The sequence below is a fragment of the Deinococcus sp. NW-56 genome, from assembly GCF_002953415.1.
Classification (GTDB): domain Bacteria; phylum Deinococcota; class Deinococci; order Deinococcales; family Deinococcaceae; genus Deinococcus.
This window is the reverse complement of sequence record NZ_CP026518.1, coordinates 1-15367: the sequence shown is the minus strand read 5'-3', so window position 1 is coordinate 15367 and position 15367 is coordinate 1. Positions and strand designations below refer to the sequence as shown.

Annotated in this window: 17 protein-coding genes and 1 pseudogene; 9 read left to right on the top strand and 9 right to left on the bottom strand. The window is 62.8% G+C overall.

The genetic code is table 11. The features are described 5' to 3' along the window. Position 1: 1 nt before the first annotated feature. From C3K08_RS15730 to C3K08_RS15720, 3 genes are all read right to left on the bottom strand, one after another. On the bottom strand, positions 2–772 hold the full coding sequence (locus C3K08_RS15730; protein ID WP_104992415.1) for a M23 family metallopeptidase: 771 nt from the start codon (positions 770–772) through the stop codon (positions 2–4). Positions 773–906: 134 nt separating this feature from the next. Further along, positions 907–1998, bottom strand: coding sequence for a transposase (locus C3K08_RS15725; RefSeq protein WP_102128614.1), 1092 nt, complete (start codon positions 1996–1998; stop codon positions 907–909). 58 nt (positions 1999–2056) lie between these two features. Then, complete coding sequence (locus tag C3K08_RS15720; protein WP_234009282.1) at positions 2057–2656, bottom strand: DUF305 domain-containing protein; 600 nt, start codon at positions 2654–2656, stop codon at positions 2057–2059. Positions 2657–2790: 134 nt separating this feature from the next. Here C3K08_RS15720 and lgt point away from each other — a divergent pair, with 134 nt between their 5' ends. The 5 genes from lgt (at position 2791) to C3K08_RS15695 (ending at position 8398) form a co-directional block, all read left to right on the top strand. After that, on the top strand, positions 2791–3744 hold the full coding sequence (gene lgt, locus C3K08_RS15715; RefSeq protein ID WP_104992414.1) for a prolipoprotein diacylglyceryl transferase: 954 nt from the start codon (positions 2791–2793) through the stop codon (positions 3742–3744). 121 nt (positions 3745–3865) lie between these two features. Then, complete coding sequence (locus C3K08_RS15710) at positions 3866–4531, top strand: response regulator transcription factor (RefSeq protein ID WP_104992413.1); 666 nt, start codon at positions 3866–3868, stop codon at positions 4529–4531. Beyond that, entirely contained in the window at positions 4532–5635 is a 1104-nt protein-coding gene (locus C3K08_RS15705; RefSeq protein ID WP_104992412.1) for a cell wall metabolism sensor histidine kinase WalK, read from the top strand. Between the two features lie 100 nt (positions 5636–5735). After that, positions 5736–6830 (top strand): protein kinase, encoded by a 1095-nt coding sequence (locus C3K08_RS15700; RefSeq protein WP_158680023.1) that lies wholly within the window; start codon positions 5736–5738, stop codon positions 6828–6830. Next, positions 6827–8398, top strand: a complete 1572-nt coding sequence (locus C3K08_RS15695) for a hypothetical protein (protein WP_104992410.1) — start codon at positions 6827–6829, stop codon at positions 8396–8398. The genes C3K08_RS15700 and C3K08_RS15695 overlap by 4 nt, the downstream gene beginning before the upstream one ends. 39 nt (positions 8399–8437) lie before the next feature. Here the strand turns inward: C3K08_RS15695 and C3K08_RS15690 are convergent, their stop codons facing one another. Further along, positions 8438–8656 carry a hypothetical protein gene (locus C3K08_RS15690; protein WP_104992409.1) on the bottom strand — a complete coding sequence of 73 codons (219 nt, stop codon included), beginning with the start codon at positions 8654–8656 and terminating at the stop codon, positions 8438–8440. Further along, entirely contained in the window at positions 8653–9309 is a 657-nt protein-coding gene (locus tag C3K08_RS15685; protein WP_158680022.1) for a hypothetical protein, read from the bottom strand. Before C3K08_RS15685 ends, C3K08_RS15690 begins: the two co-directional genes overlap by 4 nt. A gap of 723 nt (positions 9310–10032) precedes the next feature. On the opposite strand from C3K08_RS15685, the gene C3K08_RS15680 reads away from it, so the two are divergent. Further along, positions 10033–11409, top strand: coding sequence for a penicillin-binding protein 2 (locus tag C3K08_RS15680; RefSeq protein WP_234009281.1), 1377 nt, complete (start codon positions 10033–10035; stop codon positions 11407–11409). 70 nt (positions 11410–11479) lie between these two features. Here C3K08_RS15680 and C3K08_RS18635 read toward each other — a convergent pair whose 3' ends face one another. After that, positions 11480–11809 (bottom strand): Pycsar system effector family protein, encoded by a 330-nt coding sequence (locus C3K08_RS18635; RefSeq protein ID WP_234009280.1) that lies wholly within the window; start codon positions 11807–11809, stop codon positions 11480–11482. Here C3K08_RS18635 and C3K08_RS18085 point away from each other — a divergent pair. Both C3K08_RS18085 and C3K08_RS15670 read left to right on the top strand, forming a co-directional pair. Further along, a complete protein-coding gene (locus C3K08_RS18085) occupies positions 11702–12016 on the top strand; it encodes a hypothetical protein (RefSeq protein WP_158680020.1) in 315 nt (104 codons plus the stop codon). The two genes, C3K08_RS18635 and C3K08_RS18085, sit on opposite strands and share 108 nt — an antisense overlap. Positions 12017–12063: 47 nt before the next feature. Further along, positions 12064–12837, top strand: a complete 774-nt coding sequence (locus tag C3K08_RS15670; protein WP_104992406.1) for an IS982 family transposase — start codon at positions 12064–12066, stop codon at positions 12835–12837. Between the two features lie 17 nt (positions 12838–12854). Here the strand turns inward: C3K08_RS15670 and C3K08_RS15665 are convergent, their stop codons facing one another. Beyond that, positions 12855–13808 (bottom strand): adenylate/guanylate cyclase domain-containing protein, encoded by a 954-nt coding sequence (locus tag C3K08_RS15665; RefSeq protein ID WP_158680019.1) that lies wholly within the window; start codon positions 13806–13808, stop codon positions 12855–12857. Positions 13809–13859: 51 nt separating this feature from the next. Here C3K08_RS15665 and C3K08_RS15660 point away from each other — a divergent pair, with 51 nt between their 5' ends. After that, entirely contained in the window at positions 13860–14657 is a 798-nt protein-coding gene (locus C3K08_RS15660) for an IS5 family transposase (RefSeq protein WP_104989958.1), read from the top strand. Positions 14658–14693: 36 nt separating this feature from the next. Here the strand turns inward: C3K08_RS15660 and C3K08_RS15655 are convergent, their stop codons facing one another. Continuing rightward, positions 14694–15056 carry a transposase gene (locus tag C3K08_RS15655; protein WP_369848652.1) on the bottom strand — a complete coding sequence of 121 codons (363 nt, stop codon included), beginning with the start codon at positions 15054–15056 and terminating at the stop codon, positions 14694–14696. Between the two features lie 105 nt (positions 15057–15161). Next, positions 15162–15353 (bottom strand): annotated as a pseudogene (locus tag C3K08_RS18780) (IS701 family transposase); the annotation flags it as partial. Between the last annotated feature and the right edge of the window lie 14 nt (positions 15354–15367).

Below are 15367 nucleotides of genomic sequence, written 5' to 3'. Positions count from 1 at the left end.
CTCAGTACAGGCTGAACGGATGAATGGGTTGTCCCTGATACGTGACGCGGTAATCCAGATGCGGCCCAGTGCTGTTCCCGGTGCTCCCCACCCGGGCGATGACCTGCCCGGCCTCCACGCGGTGACCCACCGAAACCAGATTCGCGGAGTTGTGACTGTACCGGGTCTGCAATCCGTTTCCGTGATCCACCAGGACCGTCCAACCCCATCCGCTCTTGCTGTCGAAGTAGGACTGCGTCACCACGCCCGGCGCCGCTGCGCGAATAGGCGTACCCGTCGGCGCCGCGAGATCCACGCTCAGGTGTCCTTCCCGGTACGGCGTGGTGACGCGGCCCGAGACCGGCATGACCGCCGTGACGCGAATGGACACCGGACGCGCGACCGCCCCCGCGGCCGACCGGGGAGCCGCAGCGGCCCTAGGCGTAGGCAGCAACAGTTTCTGCCCGATCATCAGGGGCCGTTGCTGATCCAGGCCGCGGTTGGCGGCGACCAGCGCGGCGACCGTCGTCCGTTCGCGCTGTGCGATGCCAGACAGCGTATCGCCCGCCCGTACGCTCCACACGCGCACGGCGGTGGCCGGGAGCGTCACGCGGGTCCCAACACGGAGAGGGCCCTGCGGCAGGGACGGATTGGCCCGCGCCAGAGCCTGCGTGGTCGTGCCGTACCGAACGGCCATTCGCTGGAGGGTGTCGCCCGCCTGTGCATTCACCGTCGCTGCAGCAGCAACACTGAACCCCATCAGGGCGAAGGTAAGCAAAAGAGGCAGACGCATGAACGTGGGTCAGCTTGTCCTGATTGTGTAAAGATCGTGTAAAGGCCTCGTGACGCTGACGGTTGAGAGCTCGCGGCCTCAATGCAGCGCGTGCCGCCTGTCAGGCGGCACGCGTCAGTGTGTAAGTCTTAGACTCAGGAGTTGCACCTCGCATAGCGCAGTGAATAGCCGTGCTGGCGGAGAAATTCCGAGTTTCTGCTGAACGTCAGGAGCAGGCGGTTCAAATGAACGTCTGGCATGACCGTCATCAGTGCCAGAGCAGCACACGCCTCCAGGGTCATCCCGGTCTCTCGGTGCAGGATGGCCAGTGTCCAGGCCAGGAACACCAGCAGGACCCAGCGATCCAGGCCCACAGCAGTTCGCAATGCGAACTGCGCCAGACCAAACTGGTGCTTGCCCTCCTTGAAGAACGATTCCTCACTCCACCGCTTTGCCCCCTCGGCGACCACCTCGTCGCCTTCCATCAGTTCCGAAGAAACCGCGTGAAACACCCGGTCTCCACGGTCGACGCGACCCAGCACCAGCGGGTCATGCGGCCAGTTCTTCAATTCGATGTAGCCTCCATGCGGACAGTCAGCCACCGTGACCTCGCCTGGGTGCATCGTCCGCCGGGTTGACCGAACGCCCACCACAAACTCGAAGCCCAGCTGCCTGACTTCATCCAGGAAGACAGCGGATTCGAATCCGCTGTCTGCTAACACGCGAATCCGGAATCGACGACGGATCGCGTCTGGGACGGTTCGCAGAAGTTCTCGTGCCAGAGTCACTGGGGTCGCTGTCCCCTTGCCCCGGTAGACCCGGTACCCCACGGGAAACTTCACCGCTCCGTATTCGGCGAACAACACGACCAGATGGATGCCGTGAACCTCGTTGTAGACGCGAACGAAGGGCAGCGTGCTGCCCTTTTTTTCGATGCTGGTCAGGTCGACACTCAGCCGCAGGAGTGGGCGGTGTTTTCGTCGGGCCGCGACAAGCAGCGCGTCCCACTGGGCGCGCTGCAAGATGGCCCAACCCTGTGCCGTATCCCAGGGGTACTCGTTCAGGAGGCGGCTCAGCGCACTTTTGCTGACCAACTCAGCGCGGTGCAACGCCGTTTTGGTGGCAGTGTCCAGGAACATCGACAGCGCAGCCTCCAGGCTGCGCTGTTGGTAGGACGTGGTTGGAACGGCCAGGAACTCATCTGCCAGAATGCGGACGCGCTCCCCCAGAATCTGTGACGTAGACACTCCCAGATTTTCTCGGCTGGGAGCGCTTCCCCGTCGTTATGCAGGTGCAACTCCTGAGTTAGAGACCGCGTTTCAACAACCACAGGCGGAAGTCGTGCACCTCCGCCACTTGATCCTGCGCGATCGTGCGGGCAAGCTTCAGCACGCGCACGTCACTGCTCTTCTCCAGAGCCATCACTCCCATCTCAATGGCTGACACGTGATGAGGAATCATGCCTTGTACGAACGCAACATCAGGATTCTTGGCCTTTTTGACCATGTCAGCCATGCCGCTCATGCTCTGCTTCATCATATTCGCCATGGCTGCGTCACTGCCGCCATAGCTCTTGAGCAGCGTGTTCATCTGCTTGATTTCGCTTTCCTGGGCTTTGATGACTGCATTTGCCCAACGTTTGACCGTTGCGTCTTTGCTGCGCGGCAACACCGCACGTGCCATATCCACGGCCATCTGGTGGTGGGGGATCATCATGCTGAGAAACGCCCGGTCGAATACCTTGCCTTTCAACTTCGCCGGAGCGCTCATGTCCATCGTCATGGACGAACCGCTCTGACCGGACATGCCGCCCATATTGCTGTGATCCATGCCGCCCATGCTGCCCTGCCCGAGGCTCATGCCGGACATGCCCAGTACAGCCATGATAAGAAGGTTCCGTTTCACGGTTGGAAGATAAACCCAGCCTGTAAAGTTCGTGTAAAGTCCGCTCGCCGCCCGCTCGGCAAGCTTTACAGCACCTTTACACACCCTGCATACCGTTACCGGGGCGAAGACAGCTTGGCCCACGCGGAGGCGAAATGGACCCGGTATTCCTTCAGATCGGCAATTTCACGATTGCCTGGTACGGCGTGCTGATCACGCTGGGCATCGTCCTGGGGCTGCTGGTCGGCACCCGGCTGGCCCGTCAGCGTGGGCTGAACGTGGACCTCTTCAACGACATGGTGCTGTGGGCGATCATCTGGGGGCTGGTGGGCGCCCGCATCGTGTTCGTGGCGACCTCCTGGGAGCAGTTCGCGGGAACGCCGATGCCCCGGCTGCTGCTGGACATCATCAACCTGCGCCAGGGCGGCATCTCGATTCACGGCGGCCTGATCGGCGGCATTCTGGTGCTGGTCTACTACGCCCGGCGCTACCGGCTGAACTTCTACCAGTACGCCGACCTGTTCGTGCCCGGCGTGGCCTTTGGGATCATCGGCGGGCGCATCGGCAACATCATGAACGGCACCGACACGGTGGGCCGCGTGACCGGGTGGCCGGTCGGCTACCGCTGGCCCAACGAAGCCCGCGCCTTTCACGAGGGCATGTGCATTCCCAACCCCAACCCCGACATGGACCTCTCGCGCTACTGCCAGGAGATCGGCGGGCAGCTCGTGATGACGGCGCCCGTGCACTTCACCCAGCTTTACGGCGTGTTCATCGGCATCGTGCTGAGTATCGCCGCCTACTTCTGGCTGCGCTCGCGCAAGGCGGGCTGGGCCTTCTGGCAGTTCTGGCTGTGGTACTCCATCCTGCGGGCCGGGCTGGAGGAGACCTTCCGCCTCAACCCGCTGGCGATTAAGAGCTACCTCAACCAGGGCCTCGACGCCCCCGGCATCGGCTTGTGGACCGACACACACATCATCAGCGTGCCGCTGATCCTGCTGAGCCTTTACATGCTGCTGAAAATTCGGCGCCAGCCGGACTCCCGTCCCACGGTCCTGACAGTACCCACTCCGCTCACCTCTACCCGTTCGTCCACGGAGTCCCCATGATCTGTATGGCTGTTCCCCCACATCGGCTTCAATTCGCTCTGCTGCCGGAGAGCTTAACTGGCGGCCGTGAAACGCCGCAGTGGGGCGCCATGTTGTGTGTCCTCCTCGGGCCAGGAGTGTCATGGCCACGGTCCTGATCGTGGATGATGACCCGGCCATCGTGGAGGTGCTCACGGCGTACCTCGCGGCGGAAGGTCACTCGGTGGTGATGGAGGAAGATGGCCTGGCTGCCCTGCCCCTGCTCGCCCGCGCGGACGTGGCGATCATCGACTGGATGCTGCCGGGCATGACGGGGGTGGAGCTGACCGCGTACGCCCGCCGCGAGCACCCACACCTGCCGGTGCTCCTGCTCACGGCCCGGGGTGAGGTGGAGGACCGCTTGGAGGGGCTGAACGCCGGCGCGGACGATTACGTGGTCAAACCCTTCAGTCCGCGCGAGGTGGTGGCCCGTATCCGGGCCCTGTTGCGCCGGGTGGGTGTCCGGGAACGCATTGAGGCTGGGCCGCTCACGCTCGATCTGGCCGGTCGATCGGTCGCGTTGCACGGTCAACCCGTGGCCTTGTCCCGCACGGAATTCGATTTGCTGGCGACGCTCGCGCAGCATCCCGGGCTGGTCTGGTCACGGGAGCGGCTGCTGGAACGGGTCTGGGGTCCAGAGTATCCGGGGGTGGCACGGGTGGTGGATGTTCACATCACGGCGGTGCGCCGCAAACTCAGGGATGATCCGGACGCCCCGCAGTTCATTGAGACCGTGCGGGGGCTGGGGTACCGCTTCCGGGAGGACTGAATGCGCCTGTTTCCACGCTTGCTGCTCAACCACCTGGTGGTCGTCACGGTGACGGCTGCCGTCCTGCTGGTCTCGGCGGAGCTGGCGGCCCATCCGTTCATTCAGCGGCACGTGCAGGAGATGATCGACCTCATCGGCCCCGAGGGGGGAGTGCTGCGGGAGGACCTCACGCACGGAATGCGGGACACCCTGACCCAGGCCCTGATGGCCGCGCTGCCCCTGGCCCTTCTGGTGGCCACCGTCACCGCCTGGGTAGCGGCCCGGCGCGTGACGGCCTCCGTGCGGTCACTTCAGGCGGGCAGTCGGTCCATCGCCAGCGGGGAGTACAGCCGCCGCCTGCCCGAGACCGGGCAGGACGAGCTGGCGGGCCTCGCGCGGAGTTTCAATACCATGGCGGGTGCCCTGGAGCGGGTAGAGCAGACACGGGTGGAATTGATCGGCAACGTGGCGCATGAGTTGCGAACGCCTGTGGCGGCGGTGCGCGGGTACGCGGAGGCCGCTCAGGATGGAGTCTTGCCCTCGGAGCAGGCCCTGAACGCCATCGCACGGGAGGTGGCCGGCATGGAACGTCTCGTCCATGACCTCAGCCTGGTCAGCCGTGTCGAGAGCGGGCGGGTGGACCTGCACCTCACGGCGGTTCCGGTGAGTGACCTGCTCGTGCAGGCCCAGGAGCGTTTCCAGATGGCCTTTGAGGACCGGGGGATCACGCTGCAGATGAACACGCCACCCCCCGAAATCAGGGTCCACGTCGATCCCCAGCGCGCTCAACAGGTACTCGCGAACTTGCTGAGCAATGCACTCAGGTACACCCCGCCGGGCGGAAAGGCGTGGGTCTCGGCGGCCGTGCAAGGGCGGCACCTGACCATCTCGGTCACAGACACAGGACCGGGAATTGCCCCGGAGCACCTCGAGCGCGTCTTCGAGCGTTTCTTCCGTGCGGACCTTGCCCGGACACGGGGTGATGGGAGTGGCATGGGGCTGACGATCGCCCGCGGTCTGGCCCGGGCGATGCAGGGCGACCTCAGGGTGAATTCCAGGCCCGGGCAAGGGGCCTCCTTCCACTGGAGCATGCCCCTGAGCCCGGAGCTGCCACACCCGCAGTGAACGCTCGGGGAAGCACGGCTGTTCCCGGCAACTGCGCTTCCCCAGCAGCGTCCTTTGCGCGAGAATGCTCACCAGTTCCGTAACTGGAGGAGTTCGTGTCATGACGTTACCCGCGGCTTTGCCCACCATCAGCACGCACCCCGCCTTGTTTCTGGACGGGCTAACCCTGGACGGCGGTTGGCGCGTGACGGGCCGGGCGACCACAGTCAGGGGACAACCCGCGGGCGGGCATCAATCGGTCGGGTACTTCGCCGAACGCGCCGACGGACACCAGGGGTTTCTCAAAGCCATCGACCTGTCCCGACTCATCCAGGCCCAGCACGTCATGAGGGCCCTTCAGGAGGTCACCGAGCAATTCAATTTCGAGGTGAGCTTGCTCGAGCAGTGCTGTGATATGCGGCTGAGCCGGGTGGTGCACGCGATTGACCATGGGGAACACCGGGTTCCAGGCGCCCTCGTGCCGGTCCCGTACATCATTTTCGACCGGGCGGACGGCGATGTCCGCGACCATCTGGAAGCGACAACCATCGACGACGTCTGGCTGTTGCGGTGCGTTCATCATGTGGCGGTGGGTCTGCACCAACTCCACACCTCGAAGTTTGCCCACAATGACATCAAACCGGCCAACGTCCTCGTGTTCGCGGCTATGGGTTCGAAAATCGGGGATCTGGGAACGGCCGTGGACGCCTCCGGCATGTCCCCGCACGGTGACAAAGCGTTCGCGGGAAGCTGGGACTGCGCGCCTCCGGAAGTGCCTTACCTGGCTGAGCCAGCAGATGCCTGGCAGCACGGGCGGCGCTGTGACCTGTACATGCTGGGTGGACTCATCACCTTCCTGTTCACGCATCAGCACTTCAACACCTTCCTGAAGCAGGAGCTCTCGGAGGACATGCTGCCCCTCTTCTGGGGCGGCGACTTTACCGGGTCCTTTGAAGAGGCGCTGCCGCATCTGCTGGGCGCCTACGACCGGGCCAGCCGGAATGTGGACGACACCCTGAGGGCCCGGCTACCCGGCACAGTCGCCACCGAGGTGCTGCAGAGTGTGCGCGAGCTGTGTCATCCGGAGCCAGCACGCCGGGGGCATCCCCGGAACTTGTCTGGCCTGAATCCTTTGGGTCTGGAGCGGTACATCAGTTTGTATGACCGCCTGGTGCTGAAAGCGAGTCTGGCGCGGGCACGCCAGAACACTCCATGAGTCTGCCCGCCAAACGCAGCAACCGCCGGGTTCTTCCGCGGTGGCGCGATACCCAGGCCGCCGCTGAGACCGGGGAGATGAAGGGCCTGAAGCGCGTGACTGAGACTGAGAGGGTCCGGGCGCAGCAGGGCGTGGCGCAGCGCCTCAGGCACCTTCAACTGGAGTTTGCCGCGAAGCCCAACGTGGGACGCGCGGCCGAGCTGACCAGCGCCGCGGTCCTGATGAACCAGCCTGAGGCGGCGGAGGATGCAGCGGCCTACCTGCTGCTGAACGCGGAGCGGACAACGCCAGCCGCACTGATCTCAGCCCGTACCCTGCTGCAGCTGCCCTCGTCCGGAGGCGCCGCGGGGCCAGAGCAGCAGGAAACGCCTCTGATGACGGTGCAGGCGGAGGTCCGCCGCCTGCGTCCCCTCCTGCGCGACTTCCCGCACAACCCGTTGATGCATTCGGATCTGGCGCGTGCTTACGCCGCGCTGGGCCAGGACCAGCGGGCCGAACGGCACCTGCGGGTGGCCCTGGCCCTGGCCCCGCAGCACCGCTTTATGCTCCGCACGGCGGTACGGTTCCACGTCCACATGCATGACCCACGTGCCGCCGTAGCCCTCCTGCGCCAATCGGACCGCACGCCACATGATCCGTGGCTCATCGCGGCCGAGATCAGTGCGTCCATGGTGGCCGGCGTGCCACCCAGGTTTGTTCGTCGGGCCCGGGAGGTCATCGAGCACTGGGACGCCGACCCCCTCCACATCAGCGAGCTGGCCGCCGCCCTGGGAACCCTAGAGTTGAAGGACGGCGCCAAGAGCAAGCGCGTGCGCAAGATGTTCCGACAAGCGCTGGAGCATCCAACAGAGAATGCGGTGGCGCAGGTGCAGTGGGTCGCGCCGCAGGTGCATGTCCCTCTGGACGAGCAGCAGCTGACCGGGGTGCCCCGCAACTTCGAGATGCGGGCCTGGGAGGGGTACGCCTTATCGCGTTTTGGGGCGGCAAGATCCGCCTTCGAACGCTGGCTTCAAGACGAGCCATTTTCCTCCACCCCGGTGATTATGGCGGCGTACCTCGCTGGGGGCCTCGACCCCACGCCTACCCGGGCGATCGAGCTGACCCGCCTGGGGCTCACGGCTCACCCCACCAACGAAATCATGCTCAACAACATGGCCTTCTACCTGGCCAGTGCAGGTCAGTTGGAGGACGCAGAAGCGTACCTGGCCCGCGCTCAGGCCGCGACGTCACCCGGCGACACCTGGAACACCGCGAATCTGGTGGCCACCCAGGGCCTAGTGATGTTCCGCCGCGGTCATCCAGATGAAGGGGTCCAGCTGTATGAGGCAGCGGCCGCGATGGCGAGGAAGAGTGCTCTTCCGCGGCGGGCTGTGGTGGCGCAGCTCTATCTTGCGCGTGAACTCATCCGCTGCGGCGATGAGCGGGCTGCCAGGGTGCTGGCCCAGGCGCTTCAGGAAGCGCAGGCCTCGGCCGCACCGGAGGTGGATCTGGCGATGGCGGCTCTCCGCATCCAGGTGGCCCGACTCGAGGTTCTGCCGCCAGGGTTGCCAGCCACTCTGTTGCCATAACAAAGGGCGGGTCAACTCTCGCTGACCCGCCCTGCTGCCTCAGGACGCTCTTTGCTGCAGTTGTTCCACCGCAAACCCGAAGGCCTCTTCCGTCACCGGGCGCACCAGGCCGGTGTCGTCACGGCGGATCATGCTGTAGTACCGGGAGTTGGACTCGAACTGCCCCAGGTGCGCGTTGAAGGCCAGGATGACGGTCTGACCGCCGGGCTGCTTGATGACCTTTACGGGAACTGCGCCGACCATGTAGTACTTCGTCATTCCTCCACCTGCCCTTCCGTCACCAGGCTATTCCACACCCGGGAGAACATCAGTGTACTCGCATCATCCAGTGTTTCCAGGACAACCGTCTGGACCGCTGAAAGCTGGGGGAGAACTTCCAGGGTTCTCCTCATCTCGTACAAGCGGTGTTCATAGGAATCCAGTTCATCGAAGGCCGCCAGGGCGAGCTTGACCTCGGCCAAGTGGTGACCGAGGTCCACGATGAACTGCATGTCGCGGTACCCACTGGACCGTGGTTCGAGAAAGCGGTCACGGAATCCCACCACAGTAAACGTGTCGCTGACCTGTTCCGCGGAGGCGTAGATATCCGCGAGCGCGGTAAATACGATCTTGCCTGCCAGGATATCCAGGGGGGGGAAACCGAACAGCCGGGTCTTCTCCTCCAACCTGGCCCGGGACTTGACGCCACCGGGTCTGGGGAATGCCGGGCAATTGAGACGCGTCCCCAGGGTCAACAACCGTTCGGCGAAGTGGCCTTGCCGCTGCACGGCTTCGTCGTAAGCTGCCTGGGCACTGGTGGCAGGCTGCCGCAACTGTGAGGGGTCATGAGGGTACCGGACGCGCAAAGCACGGCTTTGTTCGGCGTAGGGTTCCGGCAGTGGAGTGGCGCTGTTGGGATCGGGCTGAGGCATGAGCAGTCCTGGCCCCGCAGTGTATGACGCCGGCACGCAGGCACCGCCCCCATACGCGTACCTCTGAGCCGATGTTGCTCTGAGGGGTCGTCGGCGACTCGGCTCACCTTTGATCGTGCCGGACAACGGGCGTGAGACAGGACGAGAGAATCGCGGGAATGCAAGTTAGCCCTCCGCTCTTCTCGGGCGCCGAGCATCACGCGTGGCCCCCAGCGTCGACCACAGTCCTGACTTCATCACGGCCAGCAGTTCGCTGCGGTCGACCGCGTCAACAGGGGCAATGCCCTCAGAACCTTCCACAGGCCACCACCCCAGGGGGAGCAGGCCGGGTGTGGAGGGCAGCCGCACAGGGGCGAAGGGGTCCCAGAGCTTGGGGGAGCCAGGGCTAATCACAGGGGTGACGCTCGGCACCACCGCTTCTGGCCAGTTGACCTGCTTTACACAATGTGAACACGCCGTTCTTAGCCTGCTTGCCAAGACATGCCGATTCACTTCCGTTTGGCCTTCATCTCTACGCCGCACAGGGGCATGATCTTGTGCGCGCTTTCCTCGCAGACTCGGGCCCAGTTGGGCTGGACACCTCACTGATGCAGCGTGCCTTGTCCACCACGTCTGGCTTGCTGTACCCGGAATTCGGGCGACCTCACAGCGTCCTCTTGGTCTTGACCGCGCCCCATGGAGCTGCGTGGGTCATCCTCATGCCGACAGAAGGACTGCTTTCCTGTGCGACACAACTTTTTTCGTGCCAGTGATTACCGGGTGGCCCGTCGGGCGAGCCTGATCGCATTTCTGACGCTGATCTCTTTTATGGCCCTCGCGGTGACGCTGGCCCAGCTTACGGCGCCACCTCAGGACTCCCCAGTGCCGCTGCACGCCGGCGCAGGCACCCGCGGGCGACTCGTCAGTGCCGACGGTCAGATTCTGGCAGGAGGACCCTTGCAGCGGCGCCAGTACCCTCAAGGGACGGTGGCGGCGCAACTCGTGGGGTTCGTGGGTGCTGCCGGCGGTCTGGAAGGCTTGGAGCGCGTCTATGATGCCCAGCTCCAGCGTGGAGAGACACTGAACCTGACATTGGACACGCGGGTCCAGGCGGCGGTCGAGCAGATTCTGGCCGACGCGGTGGCCCGCACGGACGCCCAGTACGCGACGGCCATCGTGATGGAAACCCGGACCGGAGACATCAAAGCCATGGCCTCCACCCCAGGATTTGATGCCAATGCGTGGCGAGGGGCTTCCCCTGACCGTTGGCGCAACCGTGCGGCGCTGGACGAATACGAACCGGGGAGTGTGGTGAAGGCCCTGACGGTCGCGGCCCTGCTGAACGAGGGGCGGACCACACCGGACACGGTGTATGACACGCCCATGTGGCGCCGGTATGCGGGGGCCACCATCAATGACATCGTGGGGCATCCGAAGCGCCTGAAGACCCGGCAGATCCTGCGGTACTCCAGCAACGTCGGCATGACGCGCCTGGTCGAGGACGTGCCGCCCGCAGTGCTGCACCGTTACTTCACCGCGTATGGCTTCGGGCAACCGGGGCCACTCGCGCTTCCATCCGGAGATGGACTGCTCCTGGAGGCGGAGGACTGGGGAGCCCTCTCGCAGGCCACCATGTCGTTTGGGCAGGGAATGACCGTCACGACCCTGCAACTGGTGGCGGCCTTTAACGTGATCGCCAACAATGGGCTGTACGTCTCGCCGCAGCTGATCCTCGGCAAACGTCCGCAGGCGCGGAGGGTCCTGAGCACGGCGACCGCTGCAAGCATGCGGGAGATGCTCCACAGCGTTATCGACGAGGGCATTCAATCCAGAGCCGAGCTCCCTGGGTATCACGTAGGTGGAAAGACCGGAACGGCGCAGGTTGTGGTCGACGGGCGGTACAGCAGCCAGGTGTTCTCCAGCACCTTCGCGGGTTTCGTTCCGGCAGATCAGCCGCTGTTTACGGTTGCTGTGATGGTTCGCGGCGCGAAACGCGAGTACCAGGGGTCGCAGGTGGCCGCGCCGATCTTCCGGGACGCGACGGCCACCCTGCTGTCTCTTCAGGGGATCCCCCCCAGGGTCGAGCGCCCGCGCGCTCAACAGCGGGACAAAGAGGAGTGAGGGTCCCGGGCACCGCGGTTCAGCAGAGGCAATCCGTGACCAGGGCAAGGTCTAGCCCTGGGCTCCGCGATCAGTAGAGCGGTGTCAAAGCTCCAAGAGCCAGAATGACCATGCAGGTGATGATGGCGTAGAGCGTCGCCCGCATGGCCCACGTGAAGGCCGTGTACTTGGCCAGGCAGATGTCGGCATTGGAGATGATCTGCTGGGCCAAAGCCCAATCGTACGGGGTCGTGTCGCCGGGCGCTTGACCAACCAGGAAGGAGAACCGTTCCAGATAAGTCTGAGGGTCGTAGTGAGCCGCGTGACCGTAGAAGAGAAGATTGTCAGTGTCCTGCGGTCTGACACTCGGCTGGCGGGGCACGATCCGGACCCTGGGTGTGACGCTGAGCAAGGCTACCATGATCGAGACGATGGTCAGGAGGAGGTAGCTGAGCAGGGCAATCTTTACGTATTCAGGGAATTTCTCGTTCGTCAGCAGCTGGGCGCAAGCAAAGGCGGCAGCGCCATTGACTGTGATCAGGACGGTGAGCTTGGTCTCAGCAAATTTGAGCCAGTCATTGACGGAGGTCAGCGTGGCCAGCAGTCGCTCACGCCGTTTAGGGCTTGAGTCAGGTGGTCTCGGGCAGTGCGGGGACGAGAAAAAATGGAGACGGTATGGGTAGATACCGTCTCCACCACAGTTTAGGTCGGCGAACCGTCATTCGTCAGCTTCACCGCTGGGCCAAACGGCATTTCAGCGACCACAAGCGATTCAAACACCAGAAGCTCAGCGATGCGCTGTTGGTGGCATTGCTGCTCAGCCGTCTCGTCTTCAAGCATCCGTTTCCGTCGATTTGGTGGCAGATACTGAGGGAAGATCGGAGCGGTCTTCCCTCGTACACCCAGGCTTACACCCGTGGCCTCCGTCTCCTGGAGCGCCTCGAAGCCATCGTCAGCCCTCCCAAATGGTGCGGAGAGGTCATCATCGACTCCATGCCACTGCCCGTCTGCCGACCCAAACGAGGGAAACGCTGCGCGTTTCCTGGCGCTCGGTGGGGCTTTGGGACGCAGGGCGACGTGTACGGCTACAAGCTCCACGCTTGGGTGACGCCGAACGGTGAAATCGTCCAGTACCTGCTGAAACCTGCCAACCTGCACGACACTACGGTCAGCTACGAGCTGAACCGAAGATGGCCGGAGTTCGGCGGGCCAAAGATCATCGGTGATAAGGGCTACTGCTGCCTGGGATACGTATTTCCACCGAAGAAAAATTCCCGGTACGACACCGGGTGGCGGGAAGACCGCCACCCGAAGTTACGCAAGCGCATTGAAACCGTCTTCTCCCAATTGGTGGAGGCCCAAATCCGTTCCGTGCAGACGAAGACGCTCGCCTCACTTCGCTTCCGTGTTGTCCTGGCCATCATCGCCCACAACCTTGCTCCGCCCTAAACGGCGTCGCTCACTGATCATAAGCTGTTGACGGCGGTAAATATGACGTCGGCTCCATAGATTCTTCCTGAGTACTCCTTTATTTTGATGCTTGTCTCCTTGAAATACCCAGCCTTCACGATTGGGTCATTGGCATGCTCCGCCAGTAAGCCATCGTAAACCTCCTGCGTCACCAAGATGGGTTTGTGCGTAATTTGACTCGTTTGCGGCGCGACAAAGAAGCTGCTGAAATACTCTTCACTATGAAGTAGAGTTTTCGAGTACGTAGGCTTCAGCTTGTCAAGAAATTGTCGTGGGGTCAAACTATCGTCCCAATGCCACTTATCCGTTAAGGGATAATGAAACCCCTGATATACCACATCCTTTTTACGCGTAATTGTCTTGTTTCCCAAATCCGTCAGTCTTGAGGCGACATTGGCCGGTCGACCGAGCCAGACCAGCGTTCGGTAAAACTCAGTCTCCCCTCCTCGTCTGATGGCCCCACCCTTGACGATCAGCATCTGACCGTAATCGATTCCGATCCCACACTTAAAATCTATACCTTCAATCTTTTTGTCAATAATGTGCTGCGCAATGGAATTCATAAGCGTTGCCGTACGGTACGCATTGATGAAGCAGTTCTCCCGATCGAACACAACCATTACACGGTCACCAATGATGTTACGCACATGACCACCGTAGTGACGCGCCGCAGCAATCATATTCTTGACAAATGCCGAGTACATTTTGGCAAGTCGCTCAGACTGATTCGACACGCTGATAATCGCAGAATCTCTAATATCTACGTAAAGAACGCAACTCTCGAGCAACTTGCATTTCTTCTTGTTTTCATTAAAATTATCGTAGGTAATAAAGGGGTCGTCAAAATTGGGAACGTATCTCGTGCGCGTGATTTCTATCTCATAATCTTCAGCCAGGACAATCTCAACGTCTTCATCAACCTGTTGCAGGAAATCAATAGAGGCTGCCAAGAACAGGGACGAACTCGAGGGGCGTGGCTCTGAGAACAGCAGAATGGGTGGGTGACGCGGCGAGGCTACCCCAGCGACGTTGACGACGACACCTACTTGTTCCTGCTCCCGTACCTGCTGCTCAGCCGTGCGGATGCAGGTCAACGGAAGTACCCCATCCGGGATGTCCTGAACGCCTTGCTGTGGATGGCCCGCACGGGGGCGCAGTGGAGCTATCTTCCAAACGACTTTCCTCCTGCGGAGACGGTGCGCCAACAGGCGCACCGTTGGTTCGTGGCAGGCTGCTTCGAGAATGCCGCCCACGACCTGCGAATCCTGGCCCGGGTGGAGCAAGGTCGAGATCCCGAGCCGTCCGCGGTGGTCATGGACAGCCGAACCCTCCAAAGCACACCTGAAAGCGGTCACCGTGCGGGCTATGACGGGGCCAAGAAGCGCAAGGGCACCAAGGTTCACCTCGCCGTGGACACCCTGGGACACGTGCTGGCTATCCTCACTTCCCCAGCCAACGAACAGGACAGGGCACAGGTCAAAGACCTGTGCCTAGAGGTGCAGGAAGCCACCGGAGCACAGGTGGAAGTCGCCTTCGTGGATCAAGGGTATACGGGAGTCCAGACCGCGTTAGACGCGACGGATGCGGGCGTCGAGCTGGTCGTCGTGAAGCGTCCAGAAGCGACCAAGGGGTTCATCCTGCTTCCGAAACGCTGGGTGGTTGAACGTTCGTTTGCGTGGCTGGCACGCTTCCGGAGGCTGAGCCGAGATCTGGAACGCCTTCCCTCCACATTGGTTGGGTTCCACTTCCTCGCCGCCTGCATTCTGCTCTGCCACAACCTCACGCCACTTTTTGCTTAGGGTTCTTGGCAGCCTCTAACTGTACTTCGGGGATATTCAGGGGCCGCTGAATAAGGCGGTGCAGGTGTGACATCGGCGGCAAGGAGGTGGCAGGGGCAAGTCCCCTGCCACCTCCGCTCGAATGGCCGGAATGGTGTCGCCTCTGAGGTCGTCGGGCTGGGTGAGGCGAAGCCATTGCAGGAAGGTCAGGGCCACCATACACAGCACGGCGTGGTGATGCAGACCTTGCCAGGACCGGCCCTCGAAGTGGTCCAGCCCGACTTCGTCCTTCAGCTCCCGGTGGCTCAGCTCACACGCCCAGCGGCGCTTGGTGACTTCCACCAACCGCGACAACGGCGTGTCAGGGGGCAGATTGCAGACGTAGTATTTGCGCTCCTCACCTCGTCGCTGTTCTCCGATGATCCAGGCGGCTTGACCCGGCAGATGTTGACTGCGAGCGTACTCCTCCCCGTCTGCCAGGCGAACGTATTCAGCCGCGAAGCGTCCGGAGAGCGGGCCTTTGGTTCCATGTCGCCATACCAGGTGCTGCCATGCAGCACCCGCCAGCACTTCTTCTACCGACAGTCGGTCCTCGGATGGGGTTGGGTGCGTCGGTTTCCTGCCCCGGAAGATCCGAGGGATGGGGATCAAGCGAACGTCCCTGGGATAGACCGTCTGCGTGCGGGTGATGCCGACCGACCACAGCAGTCCTCGCTCGGTGAGTGCCTGCC

Coding starts and splice junctions, on each gene's coding strand:
- C3K08_RS15730 (WP_104992415.1), bottom strand. CDS start 772: ATGCGTCTGCCTCTTTTGCTTACCTTCGCCCTGATGGGGTTCAGTGTT.
- lgt (WP_104992414.1), top strand. CDS start 2,791: ATGGACCCGGTATTCCTTCAGATCGGCAATTTCACGATTGCCTGGTAC.
- C3K08_RS15710 (WP_104992413.1), top strand. CDS start 3,866: ATGGCCACGGTCCTGATCGTGGATGATGACCCGGCCATCGTGGAGGTG.
- C3K08_RS15705 (WP_104992412.1), top strand. CDS start 4,532: ATGCGCCTGTTTCCACGCTTGCTGCTCAACCACCTGGTGGTCGTCACG.
- C3K08_RS15700 (WP_158680023.1), top strand. CDS start 5,736: ATGACGTTACCCGCGGCTTTGCCCACCATCAGCACGCACCCCGCCTTG.
- C3K08_RS15695 (WP_104992410.1), top strand. CDS start 6,827: ATGAGTCTGCCCGCCAAACGCAGCAACCGCCGGGTTCTTCCGCGGTGG.
- C3K08_RS15690 (WP_104992409.1), bottom strand. CDS start 8,656: ATGACGAAGTACTACATGGTCGGCGCAGTTCCCGTAAAGGTCATCAAG.
- C3K08_RS15685 (WP_158680022.1), bottom strand. CDS start 9,309: ATGCCTCAGCCCGATCCCAACAGCGCCACTCCACTGCCGGAACCCTAC.
- C3K08_RS18635 (WP_234009280.1), bottom strand. CDS start 11,809: ATGGTAGCCTTGCTCAGCGTCACACCCAGGGTCCGGATCGTGCCCCGC.
- C3K08_RS15670 (WP_104992406.1), top strand. CDS start 12,064: ATGGGTAGATACCGTCTCCACCACAGTTTAGGTCGGCGAACCGTCATT.